The sequence below is a fragment of the Actinomyces sp. HMSC075B09 genome, from assembly GCF_001812395.1.
Classification (GTDB): domain Bacteria; phylum Actinomycetota; class Actinomycetes; order Actinomycetales; family Actinomycetaceae; genus Gleimia; species Gleimia europaea.
Window position 1 is genome coordinate 145,461 of sequence record NZ_KV808742.1, and the last position, 25,235, is coordinate 170,695.

At 57.9% G+C, this 25,235-nt stretch carries 19 protein-coding genes and 1 riboswitch; of the genes, 4 read left to right on the forward strand and 15 right to left on the reverse strand.

The genetic code is table 11. The annotated features are described in order from the left end of the window. Positions 1 to 63 precede the first annotated feature (63 nt). The 13 genes from purU to HMPREF2854_RS07500 form a co-directional block, all read right to left on the reverse strand. Positions 64 to 927, reverse strand: coding sequence for a formyltetrahydrofolate deformylase (purU, locus tag HMPREF2854_RS07440; RefSeq protein ID WP_070621033.1), 864 nt, complete (start codon positions 925 to 927; stop codon positions 64 to 66). 109 nt (positions 928 to 1,036) lie between these two features. Then, positions 1,037 to 2,023, reverse strand: coding sequence for a malate dehydrogenase (locus tag HMPREF2854_RS07445; RefSeq protein ID WP_070621035.1), 987 nt, complete (start codon positions 2,021 to 2,023; stop codon positions 1,037 to 1,039). A 149-nt stretch (positions 2,024 to 2,172) separates the two neighbouring features. Further along, a complete protein-coding gene (pgi, locus tag HMPREF2854_RS07450; RefSeq protein ID WP_395994409.1) occupies positions 2,173 to 3,843 on the reverse strand; it encodes a glucose-6-phosphate isomerase in 1,671 nt (556 codons plus the stop codon). Positions 3,844 to 3,879: 36 nt separating this feature from the next. Next, entirely contained in the window at positions 3,880 to 6,159 is a 2,280-nt protein-coding gene (locus HMPREF2854_RS07455; protein ID WP_070621039.1) for a 6-phosphofructokinase, read from the reverse strand. 132 nt (positions 6,160 to 6,291) lie between these two features. Beyond that, positions 6,292 to 6,564, reverse strand: a complete 273-nt coding sequence (locus HMPREF2854_RS07460) for a hypothetical protein (RefSeq protein ID WP_034509394.1) — start codon at positions 6,562 to 6,564, stop codon at positions 6,292 to 6,294. A 61-nt stretch (positions 6,565 to 6,625) separates the two neighbouring features. Next, on the reverse strand, positions 6,626 to 8,305 hold the full coding sequence (gene purH / locus HMPREF2854_RS07465; RefSeq protein WP_070621041.1) for a bifunctional phosphoribosylaminoimidazolecarboxamide formyltransferase/IMP cyclohydrolase: 1,680 nt from the start codon (positions 8,303 to 8,305) through the stop codon (positions 6,626 to 6,628). A 14-nt stretch (positions 8,306 to 8,319) separates the two neighbouring features. After that, a riboswitch (ZMP/ZTP riboswitch) is annotated at positions 8,320 to 8,404 on the reverse strand. A gap of 51 nt (positions 8,405 to 8,455) precedes the next feature. Further along, positions 8,456 to 9,247, reverse strand: coding sequence for a phosphoribosylglycinamide formyltransferase (gene purN / locus HMPREF2854_RS07470; protein ID WP_261666687.1), 792 nt, complete (start codon positions 9,245 to 9,247; stop codon positions 8,456 to 8,458). A gap of 69 nt (positions 9,248 to 9,316) precedes the next feature. Continuing rightward, positions 9,317 to 11,098, reverse strand: a complete 1,782-nt coding sequence (locus HMPREF2854_RS07475; protein WP_070621043.1) for a cell division protein PerM — start codon at positions 11,096 to 11,098, stop codon at positions 9,317 to 9,319. A gap of 140 nt (positions 11,099 to 11,238) precedes the next feature. Further along, the gene (gene sucD, locus HMPREF2854_RS07480) at positions 11,239 to 12,159 is read right to left on the reverse strand and encodes a succinate--CoA ligase subunit alpha (protein WP_070621044.1); all 921 of its coding nucleotides are present in this window, start codon (positions 12,157 to 12,159) and stop codon (positions 11,239 to 11,241) included. 13 nt (positions 12,160 to 12,172) lie between these two features. After that, entirely contained in the window at positions 12,173 to 13,336 is a 1,164-nt protein-coding gene (sucC, locus tag HMPREF2854_RS07485; protein WP_070621046.1) for an ADP-forming succinate--CoA ligase subunit beta, read from the reverse strand. Positions 13,337 to 13,531: 195 nt separating this feature from the next. Next, on the reverse strand, positions 13,532 to 16,162 hold the full coding sequence (locus HMPREF2854_RS07490; protein WP_070621048.1) for an ATP-dependent helicase: 2,631 nt from the start codon (positions 16,160 to 16,162) through the stop codon (positions 13,532 to 13,534). 88 nt (positions 16,163 to 16,250) lie between these two features. After that, on the reverse strand, positions 16,251 to 16,901 hold the full coding sequence (locus HMPREF2854_RS07495) for a LuxR C-terminal-related transcriptional regulator (protein ID WP_070621050.1): 651 nt from the start codon (positions 16,899 to 16,901) through the stop codon (positions 16,251 to 16,253). Continuing rightward, entirely contained in the window at positions 16,898 to 18,127 is a 1,230-nt protein-coding gene (locus tag HMPREF2854_RS07500; protein ID WP_102218403.1) for an ATP-binding protein, read from the reverse strand. The genes HMPREF2854_RS07495 and HMPREF2854_RS07500 overlap by 4 nt, the downstream gene beginning before the upstream one ends. Positions 18,128 to 18,240: 113 nt before the next feature. Between HMPREF2854_RS07500 and HMPREF2854_RS07505 the strand changes: the two genes are divergently transcribed. From HMPREF2854_RS07505 to HMPREF2854_RS07520, 4 genes are all read left to right on the forward strand, one after another. Further along, on the forward strand, positions 18,241 to 19,392 hold the full coding sequence (locus tag HMPREF2854_RS07505; RefSeq protein ID WP_070621053.1) for a PspC domain-containing protein: 1,152 nt from the start codon (positions 18,241 to 18,243) through the stop codon (positions 19,390 to 19,392). A 9-nt stretch (positions 19,393 to 19,401) separates the two neighbouring features. Next, positions 19,402 to 19,995 (forward strand): hypothetical protein, encoded by a 594-nt coding sequence (locus HMPREF2854_RS07510; RefSeq protein WP_070621054.1) that lies wholly within the window; start codon positions 19,402 to 19,404, stop codon positions 19,993 to 19,995. 105 nt (positions 19,996 to 20,100) lie between these two features. Next, on the forward strand, positions 20,101 to 20,379 hold the full coding sequence (locus HMPREF2854_RS07515) for a metal-sensitive transcriptional regulator (protein WP_070621056.1): 279 nt from the start codon (positions 20,101 to 20,103) through the stop codon (positions 20,377 to 20,379). A 30-nt stretch (positions 20,380 to 20,409) separates the two neighbouring features. Next, the gene (locus tag HMPREF2854_RS07520) at positions 20,410 to 22,095 is read left to right on the forward strand and encodes an FAD-dependent oxidoreductase (protein ID WP_070621059.1); all 1,686 of its coding nucleotides are present in this window, start codon (positions 20,410 to 20,412) and stop codon (positions 22,093 to 22,095) included. A gap of 111 nt (positions 22,096 to 22,206) precedes the next feature. Here the strand turns inward: HMPREF2854_RS07520 and metG are convergent, their stop codons facing one another. Beyond that, complete coding sequence (gene metG / locus HMPREF2854_RS07525) at positions 22,207 to 24,024, reverse strand: methionine--tRNA ligase (protein ID WP_070621060.1); 1,818 nt, start codon at positions 24,022 to 24,024, stop codon at positions 22,207 to 22,209. A gap of 181 nt (positions 24,025 to 24,205) precedes the next feature. Continuing rightward, complete coding sequence (rsmI, locus tag HMPREF2854_RS07530; protein WP_070621062.1) at positions 24,206 to 25,066, reverse strand: 16S rRNA (cytidine(1402)-2'-O)-methyltransferase; 861 nt, start codon at positions 25,064 to 25,066, stop codon at positions 24,206 to 24,208. Between the last annotated feature and the right edge of the window lie 169 nt (positions 25,067 to 25,235).

The window sequence follows — 25,235 nt, forward strand, 5'->3', positions numbered from 1 at the left end:
CCCGGGACCCAGGATGTTGCCGGTTGTGGCCGCGTCTACTCCCTCACCTACGCTGGCCAAATTTTAGTTGAACACAACCGTGCGAGTGCCGTTCAGTAGCACCCGGTGTTCGGAGTGCCACCTCACTGCCTGCGCGAGGACGCGGCGCTCCACATCTTGCCCTTCAGCAACGAGGTCGCGGGTTGAATCGCGGTGGGTCACGCGAGTGACGTCCTGCTCGATGATCGGGCCTTCGTCAAGGTCGGCAGTCACGTAATGCGCAGTTGCGCCAATCAGTTTCACGCCGCGATCGTGGGCTTGCGCATACGGCCTCGCCCCCTTGAAAGATGGCAAGAACGAGTGATGAATGTTGATGACATTGCCGGCAAGCTCATCGCATAGGCTGTCTGACAGAATCTGCATGTAGCGAGCCAGCACAACCAGTTCAATGTTTTCGGCGCGGACGAGGTTCAAAAGCTCATCCTCTGCAGCAGCCTTTGTATCCTTCGTAACCGGAATGCACAGGAACGGAATGCCGTAGAACTGCGCAACGGGTGCGAGGTCCGGGTGATTGCCAACAATCGCCACGACGTCAATCGGAAGATCAGCGTATCGCTGGCGGTAGAGCAAATCAGTTAGACAGTGCCCTTCTTTAGACACCATGATGATCGTGCGCAGAGGACGGCCGTACAGGTCAAGATTCCAGACTGCGTCAAATCGCTTAGCGAACTCTTCCATCCCCACCTCGATGGGCGCACGCCCGGCGGGACATTCGAGTTCTACTCGCATGAAGAACAGGCCTGTGTCCGGGTCGCCAAACTGTTGCGACTGGATGATGTTGCCCTGGTTCTCCACGATAATGTTAGAAACCGCGTGCACGATGCCCGGCCCGTCCGGGCACGAGATAGTGAGGATAAGTTTGGTGTCACTTACGTTTTCTTCAGCCATGCGTCCCACTTTAAACCAAAGCCAAAAGGGTTAATAACTTTGCATACCAAAGGCGGCTCGCAGGCCAGACAAAAGCGCCTAGCTGCGAGCCGCCTTTAGCGTAATCTGTTTACTTTACGAAGCCGAGGGCGCGCACGGCGTCACGCTCTTCTTCAAGAGCCTTAACGTTGCGCGCGATGCCGGCCTTCTGGCGATCGTCAAGCTCGAGGCCCTGAACGATCTTCCACTCGCCACCGGTGGAGGTTACCGGGAAGCCGTAAATGAGGCCTTCGGGTACGCCGTAGGATCCGTCAGATACGGAGCCGGAGGTTACCCAGTCGCCTTCTGGAGTGCCGTTTACCCAGTCGTGCATGTGGTCGATCGCCGCGGAAGCAGCCGATGCGGCCGAGGAAGCGCCACGTGCCTCAATGATAGCCGCACCGCGCTTTGCGACGGTAGGAACGAAGTATTCGTCCAGCCATGCCTCGTCAACCAAATCCTTGGCGGACTTACCATCAACGCGAGCGTAGGTAACATCCGGGAACTGGTCTGCCGAGTGGTTACCCCAAACAACCATGTCCTTGATGAGGCGCGACGGCACCTGCAGCTTGTGAGAAAGCTGCGACATTGCGCGGTTGTGATCCAAGCGCATCATCGCGGTGAAACGCGAAGCCGGTACGTCCGGAGCCGCTGCCGAAGCAATCAGAGCATTCGTGTTAGCCGGGTTGCCAACCACGAGCACGCGAACGTCGTCAGCCGCGTTGTCGTTGATTGCCTTACCCTGCGGGCCGAAGATACCACCGTTTGCCTCGAGCAGGTCGGCGCGCTCCATGCCCTTCGTCCGGGGGCGAGCACCAACCAGGAATGCCGCGTTCGTGCCAGCAAACGCCTTGTTCGCGTCATCGAAGATGTCAACGCCTTCGAGGAGCGGGAATGCGGCGTCATCAAGCTCCATCGCGGTGCCTTCAGCGGCCTTCAGCGCCGGCGTGATCTCAAGAAGGTTCAGTTTTACAGGAACATCCTTGCCAAAAACAGCGCCCGAAGCGATGCGGAATAGCAGTGCGTAGCCAATGTTTCCGGCTGCGCCAGTAACGGTTACGATGCGAGCTTCTGTCATAGTGGAAATCTCCTTACGTTTTAGACAGCTAGGGTCAAATGACCCACCTCTTCTATCGTAGCGCGCACGCCGCTCAAGAGTTAGCTAACGCCCCCACTTTCGGTGCACCTTTGGGCGCGCAATGCGAGGGCGTTAGCGCAATTTACCGGCTACTTGTCGCGATGCTCCAGGTAGTAGCTGATTAGCGACCTCGTGGACGGATCCTGCGCGTCAAGCACTTCGCGGTCTCCCGCAACGGCTGGAGTAAGCTCGCGTGCAAGCTCCTTGCCAAGCTCAACTCCCCACTGGTCAAACGAGTCGATGCCCCAAATGATGCCCTGCACAAACGTGATGTGCTCATACAGTGCAATCAGCTGTCCCAGAACGGATGGGGTGAGCACCGGCGCCATAATCGAGGTTGTCGGCTTATTGCCCTCAAACACGCGGGCCGGAACGATGTGTTCGGGCGTGCCCTGGGCGCGAACCTCGTCTGCGGTCTTACCAAATGCCAACGCCTTGGTCTGGGCAAAGAAGTTGCCGAGGAACAGGTCATGCATGTCGGCGTCCTCGTCTCGAAGCGGCCACGCCGGGTTCGCAAACGCGATGAAATCAGCTGGCACAAGGCGCGTACCCTGGTGAATCAGCTGGTAGAACGCGTGCTGTCCGTTGGTACCGGGTTCGCCCCAGAACACCTCTCCCGTCTGGTAGTTAACGGGCCTCCCCTCCCAGGTGACGCTCTTACCGTTAGACTCCATCGTGAGCTGCTGCAAGTACGCGGGGAAACGGTGCAGGTACTGCGAGTACGGAAGCACAGCGTGCGTGTGGGCGCCAAGGAAGTTCGTGTACCACACGTTCAGCAAAGCCATTAGGACAGGGACATTGGCTCCCCATTCTTCGGTGCGGAAATGCTCATCCATGTCGTGGAAGCCAGCCAGGAACTCCTCGAAAGCCTCCGGGCCGAGCACAATCGCCAAGGAAGTACCCACCGCAGAATCAACGGAGTAGCGGCCTCCAACCCAATCCCAAAAGCCAAACGCGTTCTGTGGGTCGATGCCAAACTCTTCCACCTTATCCAAGGCCGTGGACACGGCGATGAAGTGCTTGCGCACCGCCTCGGCCTTCGACTTACCAGCAAGCGCGCCCGACTTTTCGAGGCCGTTTAGTAGCCACTCGCGAACAACCCGCGCGTTCGTGAGTGTCTCTAGCGTGGTGAACGTCTTTGAAGCGACGATAACGAGTGTGGTTTCCGGATCCAGATCCTTCGTCTTCTCACCCGCATCCGTTGGGTCAATATTCGAAATATAGCGAGCCGTGAGGCCTTCCTTCGCATACGGCTTCAGCGCCTCGTAGGCCATGACCGGGCCGAGGTCCGAACCGCCAATACCGATGTTCACAACCGTTTCAATCGGCTTTCCGGTTACGCCAACCCACTCGCCAGAACGTACCTTATTCGCGAAGGCGTACACGCGATCTAGCACCTCGTGCACGTCCTGCACAACGTTTTGTCCATCAACATCAAGCGAAGCGTCCTTAGGCAGGCGCAACGCGGTGTGCAACACCGAACGATTCTCCGTCACGTTAATGCGCTGCCCGCTAAACATGGCCTCCATGCGCTCTTGCAGATTCGTCTGCTCGGCAAGATCCAACAGCGCCTCAACAACCTCGTCGGTAATGAGGTTCTTTGACATGTCAACGCGCAGATCAGCGGCGTCAAACGTGAATCGATCTACGCGGCCAGGATCTTTTGCAAACCAGCCTCGCAAATCCGGGGCAAAATCCTTCGCAAGAGCAGAAAGCTCACTCCATGCTTTCGTAGACGTAGGGTTCACTGGAGTTGTCATTGCCATTCCTTCTTTAGGTATAACCTCTTTTGAAATCTAGTATGTCACGACGTGGTCGGCGTCTCCGATTGGTATTTCCACGGGAATCACGTCCCCGCGCGGCATCGACACAACCGGTATTACAGCCGCGATTGATAGCCACCACTGTTCAAAGGGGCGTCGGTTCTTGGTGTCCAGATGATCCATCATGCGGCGCACGGGGAATGCTTGCATTTTGCCGCCGGCCTCCCCGATGTAGCACGCGTCATCACCGCCGCGCGCAAAAATTTCATCCAGGACCTCGATCGCCTCGTATACAAGGCGGGTTGCGAGCAGCCGGTCGAACGGTGACGGCGCGCCGCCCTGCTGTAGGTGGCCAAGTGCCGAATGACGCACGTCGTACAGGCCCTCCCCCTCAGATTCGAAAACCCGCGCGAGGAACTCGCGGTTATATTCGGGGTGAGCTTCCTCGTTTCGTACTACGAGGAACAGGCGCCGCCCCGCGCGGAACGACTGCTTCAGGTAGGCAACGTCCTTTGAAATATCCGCGAGCGTAATGGGTTCTTCATTCAGATACACTTTTTCAGCGCCGCTGGCGATGGCAGCCATGAGCGCCAGATAACCGCACTTGCGCCCCATTGTTTCCGCAACGAAGCAGCGGCGCGAGGCAGCAGCAGACTCTTTGATTCGATCCAGTGCCCAAACCGCGTTGTTAACCGCCGTGTCCGCGCCGATGCTGAGCTCCGCGCCGGGCAGGTTGTTATCGATTGTGGCTGGCACTAGCACCATGGGGATGTTGAACGCCGGGTAGCGGCCGCGCTCTTGGAACATGTCGTAAATCGACAGGTAGGCGTTCATTCCGCCAATAAGAAGCAGCGCATCGATCTTATGTTCTTCGATGGCTCGCCCGATCGCATAGTACTGGTCAACGGTCGGCATGGTGCGGCGAGTACCAAGCTCGGCCCCACCCTTGAACGCCCAACCTTCAACATCAGACCAGGTCAGCTCCCGCACATTGCCATTCATCAGGCCGGCCATGGAGCCCTGCACGCCCAGAATCTGCATGCCCTTATCCAGGCCAATGCGCACAGCGGCGCGCGCAGCGGTGTTCATACCCGGAGCCAACCCGCCCATGTGCATAACAGCTACCCGCTTTGCTCCCTCGGGAATCGCGGTATTGCCCGGCGGCTCGGACAGAATCTGATTAATGCGCGTCATCTTCACAAAAGAGGCGCCCCGCGACTCGATGGCCTTATCGAACTCTTTGTTTGCCACAAGTTCGGCAACGTTGCGGGTGGCCTCTACCGATTCAACTAACGGAATGCGAGTCAACCGGTTCTTGCGTACGCCGATAACATTCGCCGGGGTATCTGCGGTGGCCTTCAAAATCTCTTGCGCCGCACCGTAGCCCATAAGGGTCGGCATCCACCTGTCGTATGCAGAAGGGGTGCCACCGCGCTGAACATGCCCGAGGATCGTGATACGCGGCTTTTCTCCCAGGCGGGCCTCAATGGCCTCGGCAACCTGCGCCGATGTGATCCGATTACCTTCCGAGTCTTTTGCCCCCTCGGCAACAATCACGATGGACTCGCGCCTGCCCGCCTCGCGGCCCAGACGGAGCTTTTCAGACATGTCCTCTTCCCAACCGGGCGTGGGCGGATTCTCGGGCGTGAACACGTAGTCCGCACCGCCCGCAACCGCCGACATGAGCGGCAGATAACCGCAGTGACGCCCCATTACCTCGATGACGAACATACGCTGGTGGGATGCGGCCGTTGACGAAATGTCGTCAATCGCCTCCACAATGCGGTTTAGCGCAGAGTCCGTACCGATCGTCATATCGGTGCCCACCATGTCGTTGTCGATCGAACCGACAATGCCCACGATCATGAGCGCAGGGTGAGCACTGGCCACCTCTGGTGTGATCTCACCAGCTTCCAACAGGCCCTGGACGTGGCCGGGCCATTCCTTGCGGAACTCGTTAGTGCCGGTCAAAGACCCGTCGCCGCCGATCACAACCAGGCGGTCAATGCCCCTCTCGAGCAGATTCTTGCACGCGCGGCGCCTGCCTTCGTACTCGTAGAACTCCGGGCTTCGAGCCGTGCCGATCACGGTTCCGCCCTCGTTCAAAATTGAGGACACATCGGACCACGCCATTTCTTTGATCCGCTCGCCGCCCTCAACGGCGCCCTGCCAGCCCTCCAAAATTGCGTACGGCGTGGCGCCCATCTCGAGGCTGGTGCGCACCACCGCGCGCACAGCCGCATTCATTCCCTGAGCGTCACCTCCCGATGTAAGCACGCCAACGCGTTTCTTCAAATCAGGAGACGGTGTCATCTAGACCTCCAAACTAGGAACAAGATCACTCCTATTATCGACTGTTTGGCACACACTTTGCCAAGTGTTCAGGAAATGTGACTCTCGTGAAGTATTTGTGCAAGTGACAGGGGCGCAACGCGCAAAGATTGTCTAAACCGGGGAAGGCGTTGTTGCCGCCGATATTGTTAGCGCAAGCCCCGTGATAATCGCGATCAAAAACAGGGCGTCAAACAGGGTGGACCGCGCGCGTAGCCACGTGTGACCGCGCGCCAAAATGCGGATTAGAAGCAGCGCAACAAAAAACGCAACCAGGCCCCACAGCGCCGCCCGCACACTCGCCCACAGCGCAACCGCCGTCAGACCCGCAATACAGGCCGTAACAAAAATGATTCCGGCCGCAATCACTGCTTTTTTACTCGACACGCCCTCCATCCTATCGGCTGGAGGGCGCGTCTACATTCACCGTTTAGATTGTCGCTTGGTTCTAGTGCGAGAAGTGGCGATTACCCGTGAAATACATGGTGATGCCGGCTTCCTGAGCTGCCTCAATTACTTCCTCATCGCGAATCGAGCCACCCGGCTGAACCACTGCTTCCACACCTGCATCGATCAAAAGCTGCAGGCCGTCAGCGAACGGGAAGAAAGCGTCCGAGGCGGCTACCGCCCCCTCGCTTCGACGCGGAGCCTGCTCCACCTTGAGGTCCGCATTTGAAGCGCCCCCAACTCCGGCCTCCACCTTCGCAGCGTCACCGGTCTCACGACCTCCGAGGGTATTTGCCCGCTCCACAGCCAGGCCACACGAGTCCACGCGGTTAACCTGCCCCATACCAACACCCACCGATGCCTGGTCCTTTACCAGCAAAATCGCGTTTGAGCGTACCGCCCGAACCGTTTTCCACGCGAATTTCAAATCCGCAAGCGTCGCCTCATCGGCAGGAGCCCCCGACACCAGTTGCCAGTTTGCCGGGTCATCGCCGGTGGCATTCACGTCGTCACGATCTTGGGCCACGAGGCCTCCTGTGATCTGCTTGAACTCAACGGTTCCACGCGAAGGCGCCTCAACCGTTAGCAGCCGAATGTTCTTCTTCTTAGAAAGGACCTCGAGAGCGCCGTCCTCGAATGAGGGAGCCACTACCACCTCGGTGAAAATCGGGGCAACCTGCTTGGCCATCTCTACCGACACCGGACGGTTCACCGCGATCACGCCGCCAAACGCAGACACCGGATCGCACTCGTGCGCCTTGCGGTGAGCCTGCGCAACGTCCTCGCCAACCGCAATACCGCACGGATTGGCATGTTTGATGATTGCAACACACGGCTCATCGTGATCATATGCCGCGCGCAAGGCCGCGTCCGCGTCGGTGTAGTTGTTGTAAGACATAGCCTTGCCGTGCAACTGCTTTGCGCGAGCCAGGCCGCCAGTTTCCGTGCGACCTGCAAAACCAGCACCCGCATTCACATACACAGCGCCGCGCTGATGCGGGTTCTCACCGTAACGAAGCGTATCCAAACGCTCCCATGTGCCCGCTAAGAAGCCGGGAAGCGGCTCCTCACTACCCTGTTCCACCTCGTCCTGGTCGATCTGTTGCGCAAACCAGGTGGCAACCGCCGCGTCATAAGTTGCGGTGTGGGCAAACGCTTGCGCTGCCAAGCGGCGACGCTGCTCATCCGTGAAACCACCAACTTTAACCGCATCGATAACCTCGCCATAGCGAGACGGATCAATCACCACCGCAACGGAAGCGTTATTCTTCGCCGCCGCGCGCACCATCGTGGGGCCGCCGATATCGATCTGCTCGATAGCCTCTTCAAACGTTGCGCCCGACGCGATCGTTTGTGCAAACGGGTACAGGTTCACAACCACGAGGTCAAACGGGTCAACGCCAAGCTCAGACAACTCATCGACGTGTTCCGGTTTTGTCCGATCGGCCAAAATACCCGCATGAATCCGCGGATGCAGAGTCTTAACGCGGCCGCCCAAGCATTCTGGAAAACCGGTGACATTCTCAACGGGAGTGACCGCAACTCCAGCCTCTTCGATCAAACGGGCAGTCGAACCCGTAGAAACAACCTCCACGCCATTTTCTGCCAGAGCCTTTGCCAGCTCCACCACGTTGGACTTATCAAAAACAGAAACCAGGGCACGCTTAATTGCAGACATCATTCCTATCCAATCCTGCCCCACACCCAGGCGGGCGGCGTCGAAGGCACTGCTAGGCCGCTCCCCGGTGGTGATCCACCTGCGCCAGTCACGGCCACTCTCAGTGTAATGAACCCGCTCTTGCAGGTTAAGGAATGTCCAAAAAGTGAGGCGTTAGCCTACCTCCACCCAGCGGCCCGTCGTGGTCCAGCCTTCCCGCATCATTTTGCCCACGATTTCAACCAGCTGGCGACGCTCAGCCACTTGAATGCGCTCTAGTAGCTCGGCCAGCGTGTCACCTGCCTCAACGGGAACAACGCACTGGGCAATCACGCGGCCCGTGTCCATTCCGGGATCCACAAAAAACAGGGTTGCGCCCGTATATTTAACGCCGTAAGCGAGGGCATCTGCCGGACCGCGAATACCTGCAAAAGATGGAAGTAGCGAGTTATGCGTGTTCACAACGCGACCATCGAAAGTATTCAGAAATTCGGGGCCAAGTAGCTTCAAAAAACCAGCCGAAATCACCAGGTCAGGGTCAAAACCCTCTACGACCTCGGTCATAGCGCCGTCCCATTCTTCGCGGCTCGCATAGTCACCAACACGCTCCACGAAAGTGGGAATTCCTGCTTTTTCAGCGCGTTCCAAACCTTTAGCTCCCGGACGATCCGAGCCTACGGCAACGACCTCGCACCCGTATCCGGGGTCTTCACACGCGTCGATAAGTGCTTGCAGATTTGTGCCAGAACCAGAAATGAGGACTACCAAACGCGCAGCTTTCACGCCGGCTGATGACTGCGACGGCGAGTACTGCGTGCCTGCTGCGGGAACGCGCTCCCCTTTTTCCTGCGCTGATGTAGCCGGGGCGTGCGGCGACACTTTGAGGGTCGAGGCCGCGATGCCCGCCTGCGCCACGTTCCTGTCTGCGGCGGACACTTTGATGGGAGATTCTGCGGAAGTCGTCACTGCTGCTCCTTGAGGGCGATAATCCGATAACTAGTTTCAAATCCTCACCCGGTTTCGTCAACCTTGGTCTCAATTTGTCTCGTTATGGTCGGGGGAAACTTCTTGATCTGCGTCTTGATCTGCATCCGGGTCAGGCTCCTCCTGATCCGCGCTATCTTCCTGCGCAAGATCCGGCAGAGCGACCTGATCGTCGATGGTCTTATTCCGGCTAATCTTCTTGGAGGTCGAGCGCGTGACTCGAGACGCGGCCGCTCCTGCCTGCGCATACTTATCGAGGAAGAACGGGTGCGCGAGTGCGTACACGACCGCAGCGCTCACACCAACTTCGAGCGCCGCCAACGCCACAGCGTAAACCAAGCGCGGCCCCAAAAGCCCCATTCGCGCAACACCGAGGGTTCCCATCGAAAGCCACATCCACGCCGCCACCAGCACCAGAAAGGTTAGTACATACATTGAGGCATGTACCAGGTGGTCGGCCAGATTCTCTTCCCCCCTCCACTTCACTGCGGCCATACCAAGCAAAACACCGAGCGCGATAGGAATTAACACAACCCAAATTCCTACCTCGGTCTGCGGAATAGCACCCAGGATTGGGATCGCGGGAATCGCGGCTACATCTGCGCGAGAGGGTGTGACTATAGCGTCCGAAGCCGTGTAAAAACCCGGCCCCATTAGCCACGACGCTGCCCAACCGGCCACATTAGGAAGGTACAGGGCCTGAGTGATCCAAATGATCACGGAGTCAAAGACGGAGGCATTAAGCAGATCCGCTATGCCTCTTATCCGGCTCCAGCCGGCAACAATCCCCACGAGGCCGGTCACCATTCCAACCGCGAAGAGTGCGGCGAAACCAACTACTGCATCTTTGATGGCACGTAGGTACGGGCCCCCGCCGGGCTTAGATTCCAAATCTAAATCATGCGACTTCAGCGACCACACCCACGCCAGGGCTGACACGAAGAGGCTCCCGAGGACCAGCTGGGGTAGCGAGGCACTCGTTTTGTTGAACACTGCCAGCAAAAGCACGACCCCGAGGTAAACCGGTATGAACAGAGCTGAACCACGCCAGCTTGCCACGTTTGCCCTTGCCAGTCCGGCTCTGGCCAGCGCCACGTGCATGATTGTTAGCCCCAGCGGAATCATCTTGTAGCTTGCGCCAGCAATCGTCACACTGGCACCGTAGGACATGGCCCAAAAGTCGCTACCCACCGAGATTGCGGAGTTCCAATCGGCCTCCATCATCCACGGATTCGACGCGTTGGCCAGGAAGCTAACCAATGCGACTGCGGCGATTAGTGCCCCCGAGAAGAACGCGGTTTCGAGGGCTGCGAGCAGTAGCTGCGGCCAACCTGCGGGCGGGCGCACCACAATGACCTTGCGCTCCACGGGCATTCGCGCCACCGTTGGAACAGCATCGGCTTGTTCAGCTGGCTCGCCCTCTGCCGCTTTCAAGGACTGCGCTGGCTCTTCTTCAGCCTGTCCGTCCACATCTTCTTCGATTTCGACTTGCGAGGGAGCCTCTTCCAGCTCGTCTAGAAGATCTTGCTCGATAAGTGCGCGCTCCACGTCGGTGAGACGCTCGGTTGGAAGTTCATGTGGCGTGCGTGGATCTGCGGCGCGTCGGTTCTGGCGATTGCGAGCCTGCGCAATGGCGCGCCGTAGCTCCTCGGCGTCTCGCCGCGGGTTTGACACACCGGCCTCGACGTCGCGACGGCGCTGCTCTAAAACCCGCTCGCGAACCTGATCGGCATGTGCCTTGCGAGCTAACTTCCGCTCGCTAGCTTCCCGTTCTTTTTTGCTCGGCCGGTGCGCCTGCTCGCGCTCGCTTCGATCCCCTGTGTTTTCTCGCATCGTTTCTATCTTGGTTCAAACCGCAGGCTTTATCACGGCGAATTGCCGGTGTGTCCACCAAACGCACCTCTGCTATCGCGTGGGAGCAACGCAAAAGGGCGGCCCCACGTCAGTGTGAAGCCGCCCTTGGTGCTTTTCGCCTAGCCCAGGAGGATTTCGCGAGCGAGGTTAGCAGTTTCGGTAGGTGTCTTACCTACGCGCACACCAACTGCCTCGAGTGCTTCCTTCTTGGCATCCGCGGTACCGGACGAGCCGGTGACGATCGCGCCGGCATGCCCCATGGTTTTTCCTTCCGGAGCCGTAAAGCCCGCAACGTAGCCAACTACGGGCTTGGTTACGTTTGCCTTGATGTATTCGGCTGCGCGTTCTTCCGCGTCGCCACCGATCTCACCAATCATGACAATCAGCTCGGTATCGGGATCTTCTTCGAAGGCCTTGAGAGCATCAATGTGCGTAGTTCCGATTACCGGGTCGCCACCAATTCCGATGCAGGTGGTGAATCCGATGTCGGAAAGCTCGTACATCATCTGGTAGGTGAGCGTGCCAGACTTGGAGACTAGGCCAATGCGGCCGGGACCCGTGATGTCAGCGGGCGTGATACCCACGTTGGACTTTGCGGGCGAGATGATGCCGGGGCAGTTCGGGCCAATCAGTTGAACGCCCTTGGCTTCAGCAGCTTGGCGGAACTCCACGGAGTCCTGAACGGGAATGCCCTCCGTGATGACCACGACGAGACGCATACCTGCGTCTACGGCTTCGAGCACGGCACCCTTGGCAAAACGTGGGGGCACGAAAACTACAGAGACGTCCGCTCCAGTTGCTTCCTTAGCCTCGGCAACGGTTCCAAAAACAGGGACCTCAACCTGGCCGGCCTCAACCTTGTCGGCCATGGGGCCGTATGGCGTGACGTCGAAGGTCTGTGTTTGTCCAGCCTTGCGTGGGTTCACGCCGCCCACGACCTTGGTGCCAGAAGACAGCATGCGCGTGGTGTGCTTGGTGCCTTCTGAACCCGTCATGCCCTGGACGATAATCAGATCATTTTCATCTAGAAAGATAGCCATCTTTTCGGTCCTTTCAGGCTTTCGCAAGTTCAGCGGCCTTGGCGGCAGCGCCGTCCATGGTCTCGATCATGGTTACGAGGGGGTGGTTAGCTTCGGCCAAAATCGCGCGGCCTTCTTCAACCTTGTTGCCGTCAAGGCGTACCACTATTGGTTTCGTTGCGGCATCGCCCAGAAGTTCGAGGGCGCCGATGATGCCCTTGGCAACCTCGTCGCACGCGGTGATGCCACCGAAAACGTTTACGAGGCAGGAACGGACCTGTTCGTCACCGAGGATGACGTCAAGGCCCTTGGCCATAACCTCTGCGGAAGCACCGCCACCGATGTCGAGGAAGTTCGCGGGGCGCGTACCGTACTTCTCGCCTGCGTATGCGACGACGTCAAGGGTGGACATTACAAGGCCTGCGCCGTTTCCAATAATGCCAACCTCGCCTTCGAGGCGAACGTAGTTCAGGCCCTCCGCCTTGGCCCTGGCCTCGCGCGGGTCCTGCACCGACGTGTCCTTCAGGGCCTCATACTCGGGGTGACGGAATGCGGCATTGTCATCAAGCGAAACCTTACCGTCAAGAGCAATGATCGAGCCGTTTTCAACCTTGACCAGCGGATTCACCTCAACGAGCGTTGCATCTTCACCCTTGTAAACGTCCCAAAGTTTCACGAGGACGGGAGCAAGCGCATCAAGTTCATCAGCAGTAAAGCCAGCCTCGGTAAGGATTTCACGCGCTTTCGCATCATCGATACCAACCGTGGCGTCCAGGCCTACTTTGGCGAGGGCTTCGGGGCGCTCTTTCGCGAGGGTTTCGATGTCCATGCCGCCTTCGCGCGAACACATGGCCAGGTGGCGGCGGTTAGCGCGGTCAAGAAGGATGGAGAAGTAGTACTCTTCTTTGATTGCAGCGCCCTCGGCAATCATGACGCGGTGGACGGTGTGGCTCTTGATATCCATGCCGAGGATTTCCTCGGATTTCTCACGAGCCTCACCGGGCGAGTGCGCGAGTTTAACGCCACCTGCCTTGCCGCGGCCGCCGACCTTAACCTGGGCTTTGACAACTACAGTGCCGCCTCCCAGTTCGGTAGCTGCCGCTTGTGCTTCATCTGGGGTGGTGGCGACGATGCCACGGAGAACTGGTACACCGTGCGCTTCAAAGAGGTCGCGCGCCTGGTATTCGTATAGATCCACGCCCTTGCCTTTCGTCTGGATCGTATGGTCCTCGGTTGCGAAATCTGAAGAAGAGCTTCACATAAAAGAAGCTCGACATCGAGACATCTTGATATTAGGTTAGCGTCTTGCGGCAAAAAATGCGTCACTAATGGCGCGAATCTCACTTTCATATATCAAGTTTGAGATTTGCGCCATTAGCTTGCCAAGGATTGCTTAGAGCTTCTTTAGCGGAGCGTAACGAAGCAGTAATCGGCGTGGTTTTCCTTCGCCAAAATCTACGTGCGCCACCTGTGACGCTCCGTCTCCTTCCAGACGAATCACCACTCCCTCACCGTAAGAGGCGTGTTGCACCCGATCACCGGCGGCCAGCTGAATCACTGGAGCGGAGCTCTTCTTCGTCTTACCTTGCCCGAGTTTGGTGGGTTTGAACTTCTCACCGGCTTCTCTCACGCGGCTGACAGCGTCACTGTCAAAACGTGAGGTGACGCGCGACGATCGCTTCCCAGAGTACGTGCCCCGGTAGCGACCCGACCCAAAGGCAGGACTGAAGTCAGAATCGGAATAGCCCGAACCGGAACTGTATTTAGCTCCGTAGTCAGATCCAAAACCACCGGAGCGGTAATTGTCCATTTGGGTACGCTCACGCCGGATTTCCAACACCTCGCCGGGAATGTCATCCAGGAAACGCGAAGGGGGTAAATCCACGGGCGTTCCCCATGCAGACCGCACGGCGGCGCGCGTTAAGTACAGACGTTTTCGGGCGCGCGTGATCGCAACGTATGCGAGGCGACGCTCTTCGGATAGTTCGCTTTCGTCCGTGAGGCTGCGCTGGTGCGGGAATGTTCCATCCTCGAGGCCGGTGACGAACACGATAGGAAATTCCAGGCCCTTAGCAGTGTGCACGGTCATCAGGGTGACTTCCCCACTGCTCGCGCCGCCCGCAAGGTCCGCGGAGTCTGGAACCTGGTCGGCATCTGCTACGAGGGATACCCGCTCGAGGAAGTCCACTAACCCACCCTCGGGATTCACCTGGGCAAAGTCCTCGGCCACGGAGTGTAGTTCGGCCAGATTCTCAACGCGAGAGGCGTCTTGCGGGTCGTTAGATTCGCGTAGCTCTTTGAGGTAGCCGGTGGCTTCCATGACGTCATCGAGCACAGAGCTAATGGTCGCTCCTACTTCTACCGCGCATCGCATGGTTTCGAGCAGTCCCCAGAAACCGGCGGCCGCGTTGAGCGCCCTCGGGCTGGCCCCCGTAACCAAGTTGCCACCGCTTTCTGCACGAGCCTTTTCTATGTGAGCTTCCCATGCCCCCTCGGGCAGGTCTATGCCCTCCCCTTCCCCGCGCGGGCAGTCTTTTGCAATCCAGTTTTCGCGTAGCGCCCCTCCAAAATTTGTGGCATACATGTCGGCATGGGCGATGAACGCCCCCTCTGCTTTGTCGCCAATGCCACGCCGGGGCGTGTTGATGATGCGGCGTAGTGAAACCGTATCATCAGGGTTTGTGATGGCCTGCAGGTAGGCAATCGCGTCCTTGATTTCTTTGCGCTCATAGAACTTGGTGCCGCCCACAACGCGGTATGGAATGCCGGCTCGGACAAGCGATTCTTCTAGGGCGCGCGATTGGGCGTTGGTGCGGTAGAAGATAGCCATGTCGCCGTACTTGTAGGTGCCGATCAGGTTGTCGATTTCACCGATGATGAAGCGCGCTTCGTCGTGTTCAGATTCTGCGGCGTCGTAGATGATGTTGTCTCCGGCGCCCAGGTCGGTCCACAGGGCCTTCGCGCGCCGCCCGGAGTTTTTTGAGATGACGGCGTTTGCTGCCGACAAAATGTTTTGGGTGGACCGGTAATTATGTTCTAGGACCACGGTGTGCGCGTTCTGGAAGTCTTTTTCGAACTCTTCGATGTTGCGAATGGTGGCGCCCCGGAATGCGTAAATCGACTGGTCCGAGTCGCCAACTACCGTCAGTTCGCCCTGCGGAACATCGGTTCCGTCTCCGATTAGTTCGCGGATTAGCACGTATTGTGCGTGGTTCGTGTCTTGATATTCGTCGACGAGGATGTGGCGGAATCTCCTGTGGTAGTGCTCGGCAACGGCCCTATTCTCTTTGAGAAGCTGAACGGTGCGCATGATGAGATCATCGAAATCGAGGGCGTTCGATTCGCGCAAGCGCTTTTGATAGTCGCGGTAGACGTTTGCAACGGTTTGCGAAACTGGATCGTTTGGTGCGATCTCTGCGTATTTACTAGGCGTGATGAGGTCGTTCTTGAGGTCAGAAATACGCGCCTGAAGCATTTTGGCACTAAATCGCTTGGTGTCGACATTTTGGGCACGTGCAACCATGGTGACGAGACGGTTGGAATCCTGCTGGTCGTAAATGGTGAACGAGGAGCGCAGGCCCGCCGCCTGGTATTGCTCGCGCAGAATGCGCACGCATGCGGAGTGGAAAGTGAATACCCACATGCGGCGCGCCTCGGGGCCGATTAGACCGGCAACCCGCTCCCGCATTTCGGCCGCAGCTTTGTTAGTAAATGTGATTGCGAGGATCTCGCTGGCGCGAGCCCTCCCCGTGCGGAGCAGGTATGCAATGCGATGAGTAAGCACACGCGTCTTTCCGGATCCCGCACCGGCCACCACGAGTAACGGCCCACCCTCGTAAACAACGGCTTCATGCTGCTGCGGATTGAGGCCGTTGGTGAGGTCACTGGTGTCAACAGACGCTGGTTCTTCCCACAGCGTGCCCGGCGTATCCCACGATACTTCCGGCTCGTCTCCTTGCGCCGCCAGTGGAGGCAGGCCAGGTAGTGCGGTGTAGGAGTGTGCAGGTTCGTTAAAGCTTCGCATCGCGCTTTCCAACTTGTCGACTATTCGGGCAGGTTAGCCGCCCGCATCAACTGTACACACTGCCACGGACATGAAGTTAGCGGGGCGCTCACACGATGTTTCTTGCGGCAGCCCAACGCGCGAGTTCATTGCGGTTTGAGAGTTGCAGTTTGCGCAGTACAGACGAAACGTGGGTTTCTACAGTTTTTACCGAGATAAAAAGTTCGCCCGCTACCTCTTTGTAAGTGAATCCGCGAGCGATTAGCCGCATAACTTCACGTTCGCGCGCGGAGAGCAGATCTAGTTCCTCATCGGTAGTGGCGATTTCATGAGTTCCAAATGCGTCGAGGACGAACCCGGCAAGGCGCGGCGAGAAGGCAGCGTCACCGGCACCAACGCGGATGATCGCTCCCACGAGATCCTTGGTTGAGATCGATTTAGTGACGTATCCGCGAGCGCCTGCGCGTATGGTTGCAACCACGTCTTCGGGCGAATCCGACACGGAGAGGGCCAGGTAGCGCACGTTGGGAAGGTCAGCGGTTGCGCGCGGAATTTCAGCGCCTCCTCCGCCTCTTCCACCGGGTAGGTGCACGTCTAGCAACACGACGTCTGGCTGGAGTTCGCGAACGAGGGCGATACCGCTGTCTACGTCTTCGGCTTCGCCAATAACACTGACTTCTTCGGAATATTTTGACAGCTCGTGGCGCACGCCGGCACGCACGAGGGGGTGGTCATCAATGATTATTACGTTTAGTGTCACGGTTTAATCTTTTCACTTCGAGGAACACTGATGTGAATTTCGGTTCCGGGGTTTAGGGTGCGGATTTCTACGCGGCCGCCGGCGCGTTCGGTTCTGGCGATGATGGAGTCGCGCACGCCGTGCCGGTCGGCAGGCATGTTTGAAAGGTCGAAGCCAGGGCCTGCGTCTTTGATGTAGATGTCGTATTGGTCGCCAAGTTCCGCGTAGATCTGTATGGGCGGCGCTCCGTGGCGTGCGGCGTTCTTGGCGGCTTCTGTAGCAGCGGCGATGGCGGCCTGTTCGTTAGGGCCGGGCGCGGCGTCGCCAACGGTTACAGTTTCGATTTCCACGCCGTAAAGTTCTTCAACTGCCTCTATTGACGTTTCGAGTAGGCGCCTAGCGGATGCGCTTGTTCGTTCTGCTCCCGTATATAGCCACGATCTAAGCTCACGTTCTTGTTTGAGGGCAAGAGAGCGCACGCTGGCGGGGTTATCCGCATTGTTCTTAATGAGAGTGAGAGTTTGGAGGACGGAGTCGTGCAGGTGCGCTGCAATGTCGGCGCGTTCGGTTTCGCGGGCACGAGCCACCTGGGTGGCAGAGAGTTCTTTGGTCATGCGCATAACTAGGGGCGAGAATGCGAGCGCGAGAACGAGGATGAGGGCCAGGCCTAGGATCAGGCCGGGAAGCAGGCTGGCCCCTCCTCCCAGAAGTAGGAGGGTGACGCCGCCGAGGACGGCAACCACACCCGTTCCGGTAAGGCCAAGCACCATGGGGTTCTTCCAGTCTTGGATGCTGGAGGACTGCACCCAGATGAGAGCGATGCCCGCCAGGAGAAGGGCGGTGGCAATCCAGTCTTTGCTCAGGTAGATCCACCCGGATTGCACGGCCCAGAAGATCGCGGCGGCTAGAAGGAGAACGATGGCGAAGGCGACGCCGTTGCGGGCGGTACCGGCGGGCACGTTACGGTGTTCTTTAACGGGCCTCGCGATGCGGGTCGCACGGTATCTGCGTTCTTCGCTCACCTTGGGCGTGAGTGCCCACAACCATACGTAGAGTATTGGGCTCCCAAGTGGAACCAGCGCTAAAAAAGCTACGCGTAGTACCGTTACGGATACGCGCAAGTGCACGGACAACCCGGATACGACGCCTGCCAGCCACGGCTTAGGCCTACCATCCGCTCCGCGCGGAGTACGCTCGAGTGGCGGCCTTACTGCGGCCAGCCAATTTTGTTGTTGCGCGCTATTCACACTCTCATAGTGCCAAAAAATAACCTCGCTTGTACTTCCCCTACCCCAGATTCAGGGTGAAATCAGGGCCTTCCCTGATACCGCAAGACGGCGGCGCGGGTGATTATTGAATCATGAGTTACAACTATCAGCCTCCGCGCCCGCCCTACGAGCCAGATGAGCGGGGTCGGCAAAGCTTTTTCAATTCGATCCGCAGTTGGCGTATTCGCCGTGAACCCGATCGTTGGATCGGCGGCGTGGCTTCCGGCGCTGCAGTTATCACAGGTCTTGACGCTAACCTGATTCGCGGCCTGATGTTCATTTTCGCGATTTTGAACCCGCGTGTGATGCTGTTCGCGTATGCGGCGCTCTGGGCGCTCGTTCCAGAACGCACGGATAACCGAATCCATCTTGAAGAGTTCATTCAGGCACGTTTCGATATCGCGCACTTGGGTGTGGCAGCGTTTGCTATTTTCGGCTTCTTCTGGCCTATTTCTATCGAGTACAAAACGGGCGATGGCTGGATTGGAGGGTTGTATGGTGCGGGAGGCACCGTCGCAACATTCTTCTTAGTCGCAGCGGCTGTATTGATCATTATTTTGATGAGTAAACGCAAACAACGCGAGGAGCTCGGGAGCCCACATGGTCCGCGCCCACCCTATGGCGAGGCGCACCAATCTCACAGCAGCGCATTTCCTCCCCGCCAGAACGACTTCAGGTTTGACGAGACTGGCAACGCGGTCCAGCCCGGTGAGACTTCCCTGCCTAACCAAAACCAGCAGGAACCAAATGCCCCGGCTTGGAATGTCTCGGACGATGCACCGGAACACGAGGAAAATATAGTTGGTCCCGCTCCCACGAATGCCGCGTTTATGACCGATCAAACAGCATGGAACTCGAACCAACCGGCGCCCCCCTTGCGTGGCCCTGAGCCGAGGCCAGTTCCCTACGCCCCGTATGGGCAACCCGCACCACTACCGCCTTACCCGGTGAGGACACGCCCGCAGGGCCCTGGCGTGTCTGCATTCCTTGGCATTACGGGTTCACTGTTCCTCGTTACGGCCCTCACTTGGCTACTGTGGCGGATGAATTTCTTTACGAATCCGGGAATTATCGCAACTTCGGTGGTTGGCGTCGCGTTCATAATCACTGGAATGGTTTTGGGCGTGCGCGCGTTGCAGAGCAAGCAGGGCACGTGGCTCACCGCGCTGTCGATTGTAGTGACGGTTCTGGTCCCGGGATTCATGATGGTTGTTGGTAGCGCATCGGCCTTTTTAGCTTTTTAGGAGTGAATCATGACGGAAAATAAGAACATTCCTGACGAAGATAAGACCACTTCGTTTGAGGTGGACAGCACCGCCCAAATGCCGATGGGCGAGGGAGAGGACTCCGGCGCAACCGAGCTTCTTCCGGAGCTTAACTTTGACCCAGCGGACCAGCCCAGCGCGTTTGATCCGCGCGTGACGGGGGAATCCGATGCGAATGAAACGGAGAACAACGCGGGAGAGCCTGAAGTCTTCGCAACCGCGTCTTCACAAAATGAGCCAGCGCAGGCCGGGCATGTCCCCAACGAAACACCTGGCCCCGCTTCCTCCTTCGAAGACTCGCGCCGCCAGGAAGACCCGTTTGCAGATACCGGCTTTGCTCCGCAACGTCCCGCTTTTCAGCCTCCCCTAGAGAATGAAGACGAGGATCGTTCGGTCAAGTTCGGCTTGCTGACTTGGGCGCTCACCCTCATTGCGATTGGAGCGCTTATCATCTCGATGCCGTGGTGGCACATGTTCAACTGGCCTCTGATAGGAACGGTGGGCTTAACGGTGATGGGCCTCATTATGCTGATTACCGCGGCCATAGCAAGCGTGAAGGAAAAGAAGTCCAAGATGTGGTGATTTTCCACTCGATTAACTCCCCTTCGAGAATACCCCCACGGGTACACGATATGATCGATCGTAAACCCGTGGGGGTATCTTTCGTATAGATTGCAGGTTGTAAAAATGACTTCAGTTCAGGTAAGCGAAGAAGATCGCCGCGCGGTTCGAAACCGCCTATCTCGGGCACGCGGTCAAATTGATGCCATTATCCGCCAGCTTGAGGAAGACAAGCCGTGCCTAGAGATTTTGCCGCAAATGATCGCGGCATCGAAGGCGGTGGACAGGGCTACGTACGCGATGGTTTTGGCGGCCATCCAATCTTGTGCGGCCAGTGAAGGCAGCGGGGTGGATGATCATCCCGACGCTGAGGAACTTCGCAAAATCTTCTTGTCCCTTGCGTAGTTTGCGCAGCTTTTCAGTTTTAGGAGTGTCATGAAGTTTGTAGTTGTTGGCGGCGTTGCCGGCGGCATGTCCGCGGCGGCGCGGGCTCGCCGTATCGATGAGCACGCCGAGATTGTGGTTTTTGAGGCCGGGGAGTACGTCTCATTTGCAAATTGCGGCCTCCCGTATCATTTAGCCGGGGAGATTGAGGAGCGAGATGCACTTTTGTTGCACACTCCCGAGTCGCTGGCTCGCCGCTCAAACTTGGACGTGAGGATTGAAACGCGGGTGACCCGGATTAATCGCGATGCGAAAACGGTGACGGCCGTGGGCCCTGCGGGCGAGTACGAGGAGGCTTACGACAAGCTGATTCTAGCCCCCGGTTCGGTGGCGGCCACTCCCCCAATTGAGGGTATCGACCATCCGGCTGTCTCAACGCTGCGCACCATCCCCGAGATGGACAAAGTCATCAGCTTGGCCGAGGCAGGCCTTGCAAAATCGAATGAGAACCGCGCGGCCAAAGCGATTGTGATTGGTGCGGGCTTCATTGGTTTAGAAGCTGTAGAGGCACTGGTTCACCGCAGGTTTGAGGTTGAACTGGTGGAGTTCGCCAGCCACGTCCTGCCCATGATGGACGGCGACCTGGCCGTGGTGTTGCACCGTGAGCTTCGCGCAAACGGGGTTGGTCTGCACCTTGGGGTGGGAGCTTCGAAGTTCGAGGACGGCGATGGCTACCCCGTGAAGGTTACTTTGTCTGATGGCAAGCAGCTGCAGGCTGACGTGGTGGTAACCGCGATGGGTGTGCGCCCCAACTCTCAGCTGGCTAAAGACGCGGGCCTCGAGCTCGGTGAGCGAGGCGGCATCTTAACTGATGCGAACCAGATAACTTCGGATCCGGATATTCTTGCGGTTGGCGACGCCGTCGAAGTGCAGTGGGCAGACGGTAGCGTGGCTCCGGTAATGCTGGCGGGCCCGGCAAACCGGCAGGGTAGGCGCGCGGCAGACGTGGCTTTGGGCCGCAAGCCGATTAGGCAGGCTCCGGTGCTCGGCACAGCTGGTATTCGCCTATTTAACTACGTTGCGGCATTCACGGGCGCAAGCTCAGAAAAGCTTGACCGAATGGGCATAGAGCACACGACGGTACGCATCCACGCGGCTAACCACGCGGGATACTACCCCGGCTCGACCCCAATCCATTTGAACGCTAACTTCGCTCCCGATGGGCGCCTGTTGGGTGCCGCAGCTGTGAGTAAGGACGGTGCGGAGCGCCGCATTGATGTCCTCGCCACTGCGATTCGTGCGGGAATGACTGCGGAGGATCTTGCGGAACTGGAACTCACCTATGCTCCCCCCATTGGAGCGGCTAAGGATCCGATCAACATTCTTGGCTTCGTTGCGCGCAACACGCTTGAGGGAAACGCTCCGATCTGGGACTTCTCCGATTTTGAGCAGGTGAAAGCAGATGAAGTCATTTTGGATGTTCGCCCAACTCACACGATTGCCCCGGATCGCGTGATCCGCGAGGCTGTGGCTATCCCAATTTTCGAACTTCGCGGCCGACTTGACGAGCTGCGCGAAATTGCGGGCGACCGCGCGATCGCTGTGCACTGCAAGACCGGCCTAAACGCCTACTTGGCTGAGCGTATCCTTTCGCAGGAGGGTTTCAAGGTTCGCAATCTGACGGGCGGCTACGACTCGTTTGACCTGGCGAACGAGGCTGCTCAGACCAGCAAGTAGTCTGCCCGGGCTCGCGTTAAATGCGGGCCATTTCGAAACGGTAAAAGTATTGGTGCGGATCCTGATTTTTCAGATCCGCACCAATACTTTTAGGTCTTTACGCTCCTTCGCCTACTTGTCGGTTAGGCCGGCGTAGCGTTCGAGTTCTTCTTCAATGACGGAGTCATCAAGCTTTTGGAACACAGGCTTGGGCTTGCCGATCACCGTGCCGGGTACCACGTCGTAGCGCTTCCATTCGGGAAAGTCACTGTAGTCGCCGGTAATGATCGGGTAGTGCAGGTCCGAACCGTCCTCGGCCTTAACGTCAAGATCAGTTACCTCTTCAATACGAGGCATTGGCGCGATTTCGCCCTTACCTCCCATAACCGCGTCAACAGCGTTTGCGGAGGTGGGTAGGAACGGCGAAAGCATGAGGTTCAGGTCAGCAACCGCTTGCGCCAGAGTCCACAGGATCGTGCGTAGGCGCGGCATTTGCTCTTCGGACTTCAGCTTGAAGGGTTCGGTGTCCGCAACGTATTTGTTGGCTTCCCCAACGAGAGCCATGATTTCGCGGATCGCAGCCTTTTGGTGGTGATGACCAATCTTATCCCCAACAGTTTCGAATCCTGCCTCGATCTTGTCGAGGAGGTCGCGGTCGATCTGCTCCAGTTCACCGGGCTGTGGGATCTCACCAAAGCGTTTGGCAATCATGGAGGCCGTGCGGTTCACCAGATTGCCCCAGCCGGCTACGAGTTCAGAGTTGGTGCGGCGCACGAACTCCGCCCAAGTAAAGTCAGCGTCGGAGGTTTCCGGCCCGGCTGCGCTAATGAAGTAGCGCAGGGCGTCCGCCTGGTAGCGCTGTAGCATGTCGCGCACATAGATCACGATGCCGCGCGAGGATGCGAACTTCTTGCCCTCCATCGTGAGGAACTCGGAAGATACCACCTCGGTGGGAAGGTTAAGTTTGCCGAGGTCTCCAGGTTGCCCTCCCTTATCGCCGCCGCCGTTGTAGCCGAGCAGTTCGGCTGGCCAAATCTGCGAGTGGAACACGATGTTGTCTTTGCCCATGAAGTAGTAGGACAGCGCTTCAGGATCATTCCACCATTTGCGCCAAGCTTCGGGATCACCGATGCGTCGCGCCCACTCGATCGACGCAGACAGATAGCCCACTACCGCGTCAAACCAAACGTAAAGGCGTTTGGAGGGTTGGTCTTCCCAACCTGGCACGGGAATACCCCAGTCGATGTCGCGAGTCATGGCGCGCGGGCGGATGTCTTCAAGGAAGTTCTGCGAGAACTTAATAACGTTAGGACGCCAGCGTCCCGACTCTTCGCGATCATCCAGCCACGCCGATAGTGCTTTGGCGAGAGCGGGAAGATCGAGGAAGTAGTGGTCGGTTTCCACAAACTCTGGGGTTTCCCCATTGATTCGCGACTTCGGATCGATGAGGTCGGTGGGATCCAGCTGATTGCCGCAGTTGTCGCACTGGTCGCCGCGAGCACCGGGGTCACCGCAGATTGGGCAGGTGCCTTCAATGTAGCGGTCAGGGAGCGTGCGCCCCGTGGAGGGCGATACTGCGCCGTGCGTGCGCTGGACAAGCATGTAGCCGTTGTCGCGCACTACTTCGAACATGGCTTGCACCACCTGGTAATGGTTACCGGTGGTGGTGCGCGTGAAGAGGTCGTATGACAGGCCGAGGGCCACTAGGTCTTCAACGATTAGGCGGTTGTTCTTATCGGCTAGTTCGCGTGGAGTCATGCCTTGCTCGTCAGCGGCAACGAGGATGGGCGTACCGTGTTCATCGGTACCTGAGACCATGAGCACGTCGTGGCCCCGCATCCGCATGTAGCGAGAGAATACGTCGGAGGGAACTCCGAAGCCTGCTACGTGTCCGATGTGACGAGGGCCGTTTGCATACGGCCATGCTACTGCTGACAGAATTCGACTCATGGCTCTACTTTAGTGCTTTTGCGGGGCGTGGTTCCACCTACTCCCCTCGCTGACGTTCTTTTGCCAATAAAGGAAACCGCTTCAATTCGGAGCGCTTTGCTTGCTGAGAGTTTGACCGTCTTAAAATCGATAAAGGAGGATCGCGAAGCATCGCGCTGTTGCACATGAAATCGAATGGCTACTACTCGGGTTTACGAGCGAGCGCCGCCCGGTACAGCTCGTTTTTACGAACTCCAGTTTCTTCGGATACAAGTTTGGCAGCGGCTTTCAGTTTCATTCCGCCTTCGGCTAGGGCAATAACTTTAGCAACGTAGTCTTCAGCGCTCTTGTCGCGTGGATCTGCGCCTGCAACCACAAGTGTTAGTTCACCCTTGACGTCGTCGCGGGTTGCGTAGATTAAATGATTGAGGTCTCCGCGAATAACCTCTTCATGGGTTTTGGTAAGTTCTCGGCAGAGCACTGCTTTGCGCGCACCGCCAAATATGTTGGCCATATCTGTGAGGTTCTCGTGAATCCGCTTTGGGGAGTCAAAAAACACCATGGTACGCGGCTCTTCTTTAAGGTCGTCGAGGCGGTGCTCCCGCTCCCCCTGTTTGCGGGGGATGAAGCCTTCAAAGCAGAACCTGTCGGTGGGTAGACCCGAGACACTGAGTGCCGTGAGTACTGCGGAAGGGCCGGGGAGGGCGGAGACTGGGATGCCTCGTTTAGCTGCTTCGCTGACCACCCGATAGCCGGGATCGGAAATCGTGGGCATGCCAGCGTCGGAGACGATGAGGACTCGCTCGCCGTCTTCAGCTCGGTGCAGAACTTTATCTACCCGCTCGTTCTCATTGTGCTCATGAAGGGATTTGATGTCGCCGTTGATACGTACGCCGAGGCGTGTTGCGAGTTTAAGAATTCGACGCGTGTCTTCTGCGGCTACCAAGTCTGCTTCTGCGAGGGCACGAATGAGTTTAGGAGACGCATCATTAGTGTCTCCAATAGGTGTGGCTGCTAGAAGGATAGAGCCTGATCTCTGTACGGGAACGTTATCTGAGTCCACGCTTCTATCATGTCAAACTTTCGGTTTGCCGTCACGACGACGATAAGCAAGGAAGCTGTGGGCTACTGTTCTAGTGGCGTTTACGCACTAGTGTGGTTATAAGGTTAAACGCCGTTGTATTAGTGGGGTGGGTGTACGTGTTGGGGCCCCACCAAGTGGTGGGGCCCCA

What these genes read in the sequence shown, in the direction of transcription:
- purU (WP_070621033.1), bottom strand. Translation starts at nt 927, where the DNA reads ATGGCTGAAGAAAACGTAAGTGACACCAAACTTATCCTCACTATCTCG.
- HMPREF2854_RS07445 (WP_070621035.1), bottom strand. Translation starts at nt 2,023, where the DNA reads ATGACAGAAGCTCGCATCGTAACCGTTACTGGCGCAGCCGGAAACATT.
- pgi (WP_395994409.1), bottom strand. Translation starts at nt 3,843, where the DNA reads ATGACAACTCCAGTGAACCCTACGTCTACGAAAGCATGGAGTGAGCTT.
- HMPREF2854_RS07455 (WP_070621039.1), bottom strand. Translation starts at nt 6,159, where the DNA reads ATGACACCGTCTCCTGATTTGAAGAAACGCGTTGGCGTGCTTACATCG.
- purH (WP_070621041.1), bottom strand. Translation starts at nt 8,305, where the DNA reads ATGATGTCTGCAATTAAGCGTGCCCTGGTTTCTGTTTTTGATAAGTCC.
- HMPREF2854_RS07475 (WP_070621043.1), bottom strand. Translation starts at nt 11,098, where the DNA reads ATGCGAGAAAACACAGGGGATCGAAGCGAGCGCGAGCAGGCGCACCGG.
- sucD (WP_070621044.1), bottom strand. Translation starts at nt 12,159, where the DNA reads ATGGCTATCTTTCTAGATGAAAATGATCTGATTATCGTCCAGGGCATG.
- HMPREF2854_RS07490 (WP_070621048.1), bottom strand. Translation starts at nt 16,162, where the DNA reads ATGCGAAGCTTTAACGAACCTGCACACTCCTACACCGCACTACCTGGC.
- HMPREF2854_RS07505 (WP_070621053.1), top strand. Translation starts at nt 18,241, where the DNA reads ATGAGTTACAACTATCAGCCTCCGCGCCCGCCCTACGAGCCAGATGAG.
- HMPREF2854_RS07510 (WP_070621054.1), top strand. Translation starts at nt 19,402, where the DNA reads ATGACGGAAAATAAGAACATTCCTGACGAAGATAAGACCACTTCGTTT.
- HMPREF2854_RS07515 (WP_070621056.1), top strand. Translation starts at nt 20,101, where the DNA reads ATGACTTCAGTTCAGGTAAGCGAAGAAGATCGCCGCGCGGTTCGAAAC.
- HMPREF2854_RS07520 (WP_070621059.1), top strand. Translation starts at nt 20,410, where the DNA reads ATGAAGTTTGTAGTTGTTGGCGGCGTTGCCGGCGGCATGTCCGCGGCG.
- metG (WP_070621060.1), bottom strand. Translation starts at nt 24,024, where the DNA reads ATGAGTCGAATTCTGTCAGCAGTAGCATGGCCGTATGCAAACGGCCCT.